Origin of the sequence: Pyxidicoccus caerfyrddinensis, from assembly GCF_010894405.1 — a bacterium.
Taxonomy (GTDB): domain Bacteria; phylum Myxococcota; class Myxococcia; order Myxococcales; family Myxococcaceae; genus Myxococcus; species Myxococcus caerfyrddinensis.
Window position 1 is genome coordinate 1 of sequence record NZ_JAAIYA010000067.1, and the last position, 6,365, is coordinate 6,365.

At 66.7% G+C, this 6,365-nt stretch carries 7 protein-coding genes; 5 read left to right on the top strand and 2 right to left on the bottom strand.

Features of this window, described 5'->3' with window-relative positions; genetic code table 11:
• Nucleotides 1-121: 121 nt before the first annotated feature.
• Entirely contained in the window at nucleotides 122-352 is a 231-nt protein-coding gene (locus G4D86_RS54490; RefSeq protein WP_420821901.1) for a winged helix-turn-helix transcriptional regulator, read from the top strand.
• Between the two features lie 346 nt (nucleotides 353-698).
• Nucleotides 699-1,976 carry a fibronectin type III domain-containing protein gene (locus tag G4D86_RS51325; RefSeq protein ID WP_164003039.1) on the top strand — a complete coding sequence of 426 codons (1,278 nt, stop codon included), beginning with the start codon at nucleotides 699-701 and terminating at the stop codon, nucleotides 1,974-1,976.
• Nucleotides 1,977-2,172: 196 nt separating this feature from the next.
• Here G4D86_RS51325 and G4D86_RS51330 read toward each other — a convergent pair whose 3' ends face one another.
• Both G4D86_RS51330 and G4D86_RS54495 read right to left on the bottom strand, forming a co-directional pair.
• Nucleotides 2,173-2,808, bottom strand: a complete 636-nt coding sequence (locus tag G4D86_RS51330; protein WP_164003040.1) for a hypothetical protein — start codon at nucleotides 2,806-2,808, stop codon at nucleotides 2,173-2,175.
• A complete protein-coding gene (locus tag G4D86_RS54495; protein ID WP_420821902.1) occupies nucleotides 2,805-3,257 on the bottom strand; it encodes a TPR end-of-group domain-containing protein in 453 nt (150 codons plus the stop codon). The genes G4D86_RS51330 and G4D86_RS54495 overlap by 4 nt, the downstream gene beginning before the upstream one ends.
• Before the next feature lie 238 nt (nucleotides 3,258-3,495).
• On the opposite strand from G4D86_RS54495, the gene G4D86_RS51335 reads away from it, so the two are divergent.
• The 3 genes from G4D86_RS51335 to G4D86_RS54115 all read left to right on the top strand — a co-directional run.
• Nucleotides 3,496-4,740 carry a linear amide C-N hydrolase gene (locus G4D86_RS51335; RefSeq protein WP_164003041.1) on the top strand — a complete coding sequence of 415 codons (1,245 nt, stop codon included), beginning with the start codon at nucleotides 3,496-3,498 and terminating at the stop codon, nucleotides 4,738-4,740.
• Nucleotides 4,741-5,353: 613 nt separating this feature from the next.
• A complete protein-coding gene (locus tag G4D86_RS54500) occupies nucleotides 5,354-6,193 on the top strand; it encodes an AMP-binding protein (protein ID WP_205520432.1) in 840 nt (279 codons plus the stop codon).
• On the top strand, nucleotides 6,100-6,365 hold a 266-nt coding region (locus G4D86_RS54115), incomplete at its 3' end, for a lysoplasmalogenase family protein (RefSeq protein ID WP_275899247.1). The genes G4D86_RS54500 and G4D86_RS54115, both read left to right, overlap by 94 nt.

Sequence of the window (6,365 nt, forward strand, 5' to 3'; positions counted from 1 at the left end):
CTGGAGCGCGACGTGCAGGCCTCCTTGGGGGGCCTCCTTCTCCGTCCAGGCCATGTCGCAATGCCCTCCTGGCCCTCCACCTACCCCGGCCCTCGCACGCAACAGGGCTCCCATGCCGCCTATGCTCCCCTCTTCACCATCCCGCCGCCCTCAACAGGGCTCCTATCCGTCCTATACTTCGCCCAAGGTTGAATATTCGCTCACCCAAGCGGGCGCCGCGCTCAACGATGCCGTGCACGCTCTGGCGGAGTGGGGAAAGAAATACGCCTCCCCTGTCGATGGCCATGCCGAACGTGCTGAAGCTGCCGAGGGTTCCGAGCCGGTGCCTTCGCACAGCGCGCAGGGCGATTGACCTGCCCCGCTCTTCGCCTCGTCAGCACCACTGGCCCTGCGCGTCCAGGCCGATGGGCCAGTACGGCATGGCGGTGGCGAGCCGCACGGCGTCGTGGTCGCCCGCATCGACGAGCCCTTGGAGGAGCAACGGAAGGACATGGAACTCAACGGGGAGGGCCCCGAGGAACCCGCGCGTATGGCGCCCCCGGACAATCGCGTTGCGATTGTAAAACGCTATCACCTCAGGTGCTCCCAGCCTTCCTGGGCATTCTATCGGGCCATAAATGCGCGGCTTACACTCCTGCGCGCCACACCCCTCCCCGGCTCGAATGCCTGGCCGGGGCAACCTGCTTCAGGAGCGTTTCATGAACAGATGTCTCAGCCTCCTCTGCGCGGTCTTCCTCTTCTCCAGCACGCTGGGGCCGAGCGTCGCGGCGGCCAGCCCGACATTCCCATATCCCTGGCCGGACTACTCGGTGGTCCCGGTGCTGTTCGTGCCCACCGACTGGAGCGTGAGCAGCGCCGAGGTGCAGGCAGAGGCCACCGCCATCAACAACGCGATGGCCGACATCCAGCGCTTCTACGCGGCCCACAACAACGGGGCCACCTTCGTGCTGAACCCGGTGCAGGTCATCCAGGCAAACGGCACCAAGGAGGCGTACGGCATCTCGTGGGGTCCGGGAAACATCTACGACGACGGGGTCATCACCATCACGGGCAACATGGAGGGGGCCGTCATGGCGGAGCTGCACTCGCGCGGGTTCCCCACTCCGCCGGCGCAGAACGAGAGCGGCTACGTCACGATGATCTTCTTCAAGGGCGCCGGCGGCTTCGCTGGAGGCCGTGGGTACACCGGTGGCAACGGCGGCCAGGCCATCGTCGGCGACTGGGCCATCGACAGCCTCCAGGGCCACGTGGCGGAGGGCGCCTACTGGTGGTCCGGCCAGCGTAAGCAGACCGGCGCGGTCGCTCACGAGCTCGGCCACGGCTTTGGCCTGCCCCACCCGGACAGCGTGGGCTGGGGGATGGAGACCTCCGTGATGGGCTTCTGGTGGGACTATCCGACCATCGGCCTGAACAACTACGACCGGAACTTCCTCGCCGCGAACAAGAGCGCGTTCTTCACCGTTCCGGCGGCGCCGACCGGCCAGACCGCGACCGCCATCAGCGGGACCAGCATCCGGGTCAACTGGACCGACAAATCCAGCAATGAGACCGGGTTCCAGATTACCAACGGTGTCACCACGCGGAACCTTGGCGCCAACACCACCACGTACACGTGGGGCGGCCTGTCTCCGAATACCTATATGTGCTTCGCCATCCGCGCCTACAGCGCCACGGGCACCTCTGCCTGGACGCCGTATGCCTGCACCACCACGCCCACGGTGCCCGCCATGCCGACGAACCAGACGGCCACCGCCATCAGCAGCTCCAGCATCCGGGTGAACTGGACGGACACCTCTGGCAACGAGACCGGGTTCCAGATCACCAACGGTGTCACGACGCGGAACCTCGGCGCCAACACCACCACGTACACCTGGGCTGGCTTGTCTCCGAACACGTATATGTGCTTCGCCATCCGCTCCCAGAACGCGGCAGGCGCCTCCGCCTGGACGCCGTACGCCTGTACGACGACACCATAGCCCCGGGCACTACACCCGAGGTGGCCTGAGCGAGGCTCAGGCGATCTTCAGTCTGGCGAAGGCTTGATTGAATCGCCGGGCCACTCCTCCGGACGAGGTCGTCACATCCCTCGTCCCATCAATGGGCCGAGCCTGCCGCCCTCCCCTGCGCGCGCCAGCACGGGCCGCGCGAAGGGGCCGTAGTGGGCACGAAAACCTAGGGGGCTACGGGCAGCGAGCCCTCCACCGCGATGCTGATGACCTCATCCGCGTAGGTGTGCGTCCCCGACGACGTGGTGAGCGTGCCCTTGATGTTCATGGAGACATTGCCCGTCGTCGCCGAAATCTCCGAGCCGCCCACCTTCAACGTCGCATTCGCGTCGAGGAAGTCGGTCACCTCTCCCGTGATTTCCACGCGCCCCTTCGACGTGAGCAGCACCTCCCCGGTGCCGCTCGCGGCGCTCACCACCACCGTGTCGGTCAGGGTGCCGTTGAAGCGGTTCTTGCCGTCCTCGGAGTAGTCGACGTACTGGATGACCGACTCCACTCGGATATCCCCGGTCGTCGCGATCTTGACGGTCTCCTTGACGATGGCCTTTCCACCGGCCGCGCCCGGCTCCGTGCGCTCGGAAGAGACATCCGTCTGCGCCATCGCCACGAGCCCCAGGCCGAAGCCGCTGTTCTCGCCACGCACCGGGCGGTTGGCCTGGTGCAGCGCCTTCGCGGCGCCCTGCTTGCCGCCGCCCAGCTTCGCGGAGCCGCCGCCGTTGTCGTCATCGTTGTCGCTGCCGCCACAGGCCATCGCCATCACGGACAGGACCAGCGGGATGACGAGCTTTCGGAACGAATTCATGGGTTCTTCCTCGGGTTGGAGTGTGGATCGTGTTGCGACAGGACGGAGTTGCACGCCCTGTGCCCCAGGTCCCACTCGCCCGAGCGCGAAGGTGTTTCGGCCATCATCTCGGGGGCTTGGCGCGTCGCCTCCGTCTCCGTGACGCGCGTCGCTGTCCCCTGCGAGGAGACAACTGGCCTTGAAGCGGACGCCACGACCCACAGGCGGGCGGCCAGCTTCTGGAAACGCGGGTCCTTGCGCACGTGCTCCAGGTCCGGGTCGCCCTGCGCCCACGAGCCCTTGAGCCCGGCGTCGATGGCCTTGCCCAGGTACTCGAGCGCGTGGCCCCGTCGTAGTCCTTCGACGCCAGCAACACCTGCCCGAGTATTGAATTCCTCCCCTATGGGCTCATTGCGATACGCCTGGATTTGCGTGCGCGATTTGTCTGACCCGTGCGGTCCATGATCCAGCCTTCACTCCTGCCAGCAACTTGTGTCGAAGCACCCGACGCGGGAAATTGCCTTATCAGAATATTCTATCGACACACGCATCACCCTGGGTGTGTCACTTTCCATTTCACGTATCAAATTGCCTTCCCGCCGGATCAGGAAGGAGCAGCCGCTATTCTCGTGCGGGGCGGCCCGCTCCAACATACCTACGCCGAGGCATCGCGCATCGCGGTGAAACACCACCCAAAGAGGCCCCAGAATGTGCACCAACCTGATGATCAGCGTCCCCGCCAATCCCGGTCAGACTTCTTCAGGCACGCCGCGGATATTCGTGAGCGGGAGAGCGCTGGAGATGCCGGGAGTGATTGAGCAGAGCGTCTACGTCATGCCCAGCAAGCAGTCCTGGCCGCTGACACCGGCCACTCCCGGCTCGCCAGCCCAGGGGTGGACGACGTTCAAATGGACCAATTCCTATGGCTTCGTGGGGATCGCCCCCTCCGGGAGCAGCTGGAACGCTCAGCCGACCTTCAACGACGGCATCAACACCGCTGGGCTGTCCGTCGGAGCGCTGTGGCTCGCCCCCGGTACCCAGTACGGCACCATTGCGACTGGGCCGACGAACAATCAGGTGTCGTTCCTGGATTTTCCAGCGTGGATCCTCGGCAACTTCGCGTCGGTCAATGAGTTCCTGTCAGCCTTCAAGGAAATCGTCGTCGTCGGGCCTCCGCCGCCTTCGCCGGGAGAGAAGAACTCCTATGTCCCGCTGCACTACATCGTGACGGACAACACCGGCCTGAGCGCCGTCATCGAGTTCATCAACGGCACGCCCAACATCTACACGTGTACCAACGGCGTCATGACCAACTGGCCGACCTACGACTGGCAGCTGACGAACGTCCAGAACTACTACAATCTGACGCTCGTCGGCACCGCCACCTCCACCACGGGTGCCGGCAATCCCGTCGGAGGCGGTCTGGTCGGACTGCCCGGAGACTCGCTGTCCGCCTCGCGATTCGTCAAGGCCACCATCCTCTCCCAGGGCATCAGCCAGCTCCCTGTGGACGGTATGGGCTGGCTGCCGGCGCCAGGCATCTTCCAGACGACGCCGCCGTCGAAGAACCCGCCCGGCTTCGCAGGTCCAGAGCAGACCGCGGTCACGGTCGCGCTGCAGCTCACGCAGATCTGCATGGGGACGCCGTACGGGATGCTCTTGGAAACGGTGAAGAACTCGCCGGCCACGACGGGCACCCCCGACACCCTGCCGCCCTCGTACACGACCACGTACGGCGACTACACGATGTGGACGAGCGTACGCGACCACACCAATCTCAAGTACTACTTCATGTCTGCGTTCAGCGGGATTCTCACGATGATTGATCTGAACTCGCTGAACTTCTCCACCACCCCGGCGTACCCGGGCGCCGCGAGCATCGCGATCATGCCCCAGGGGGGTGTGCCATGGAATGTGGATGCGACGAAGATGCTCACGCCCGCAACCGCGTGAGCTTCCCGTCGCGGGTTCATCCAGACCTGTCGTTGGAATGCCAGGCGACGGCACGTCGCCTGATGAGGACATGACCGCGAAGCCGCGGGAGACAGGGGGCGGTACATCGTCACGCCGTCCCCTGTCTTCGCGGCTCGAGTGTGCTCGGGGGCGCTGAGCGGCCCCAGCGGGGCCTGCCACGTCACCCCATGCCTGCCCGGCAGCAAGCGGCCCCGGGCCTCGTCGGGCCGGGACGCGCACTGGAGCAGCTGGGCCCATCCGTCCTGAACGCACCTCGAAGGGTTCATGTCTCCGGAGCGCCTCCCGCCTCGCACGCGGCTCGCGCTCGCATGCCCTCTCCCGCAGTGCATCCCGCTGGTGCGCTCCGTGCCGGCGCGGGCCTCCTTCTCCAGCCTCGCGGCGCCTGGGTGCCCCCGGAGTGAAACATTGCCGGGGCCGTGACTCCCCGAGTGCGAGACGCGGCTGAGTGGGGAGAAGGGGGCGGCCAGCCACCGTCACACGCGCCGCCCCCCGCCTGAATAACGCAGAGGGTCAAACCGTTTTCGGGCCGCCGTGGGTCTTCCCGGCGCCGCGTCTTGGAGCGGCCTCCCCGCTGATAAGGAAAGTCACACCGATGTCTTCAGTATCCCTCCTGCGCCTGCCGGAGACGGCCCAGGTCGTCTTCGCGCGCACGGTGCTTCACCGCACGGAACTGCTTCAGCGCGCCGCGGGCGTAGCCGCGCGTCTTCGCAAGGCGTTCGGCGTCAAACCGGGAGACCGCGTGGGCCTGATGATGGTCCCCGGCCCGGAAGTCGTCCCCTCCATGCTGGGCATCTGGATGGCCGGAGCGGCCTATGTCCCGCTCGATCCATTCCTTCCCGACGACCGGCTGCTGCGCATCCTTCACGACGCGGACCTGCGGGCCGTCGTCACGCAGCGCATCCACCTGCTCTCCCTGGGCCTGCTGGGGGCGCAGCTCGGCACGGCCCTTCCCACGCTCGCGGCGGATGCCCCCGCGCTCCCCCAAGCGTTCCCCCAAGCGAGGGCGTGGGCAGGGCCGAAGCCACAAGAGGCGAGCCCACCGCCTGAGGCGGCGGCGAAGCTGGAAGCGAAGAAGGAGCGGACGCCGCGAGTGGTTTGGGCCGGGCTGCTGCGCCGGACGGAAAGCGCTGGACGTCTTCTCCTGCTCTCGGTGTGCAGGCCGTCGGCGGGTGCTGGCATCCCTGACGGCCCCCGGTGGGGGGCACGCCATTCTGGAGCACCTGGCATGGCCCTCGAGGCCTGCTCGGTTGGCCCCAGCGCTTCGGGCCACCCCAGAGCTCGTGGTGTTGAGCCCCAAGCACCCGCAGGGAACCTGGACGCCCACACCCCTGCGCCCTGCTGCCTGGCTGGGCCTCTTCACCATCCCGCCGCCCTCAACAGGGCTCCTATCCGTCCTATACTTCGGGCCTCGGAAACCTGGCGCTGCCCATGACGCTCTATGTCGCCGTCATCTGCGCGATGGGCTGGCGCGCGGCGGCCAGGGTGGGGAGCCCGGTGCTGGCGCGGCGAGCGCAGTGGATTGCGCTCGCGGGCGCGCTGATGTTCGCCGCCAGTGATGGGCTGCTCGCCGTGAAGCACTTCGTGCGCCCACTGCCCGGCGCGAG

Coding starts and splice junctions, on each gene's coding strand:
- G4D86_RS54500 (WP_205520432.1), top strand. CDS start 5,354: ATGTCTTCAGTATCCCTCCTGCGCCTGCCGGAGACGGCCCAGGTCGTC.
- G4D86_RS51325 (WP_164003039.1), top strand. CDS start 699: ATGAACAGATGTCTCAGCCTCCTCTGCGCGGTCTTCCTCTTCTCCAGC.
- G4D86_RS51335 (WP_164003041.1), top strand. CDS start 3,496: ATGTGCACCAACCTGATGATCAGCGTCCCCGCCAATCCCGGTCAGACT.
- G4D86_RS54490 (WP_420821901.1), top strand. CDS start 122: ATGCTCCCCTCTTCACCATCCCGCCGCCCTCAACAGGGCTCCTATCCG.
- G4D86_RS51330 (WP_164003040.1), bottom strand. CDS start 2,808: ATGAATTCGTTCCGAAAGCTCGTCATCCCGCTGGTCCTGTCCGTGATG.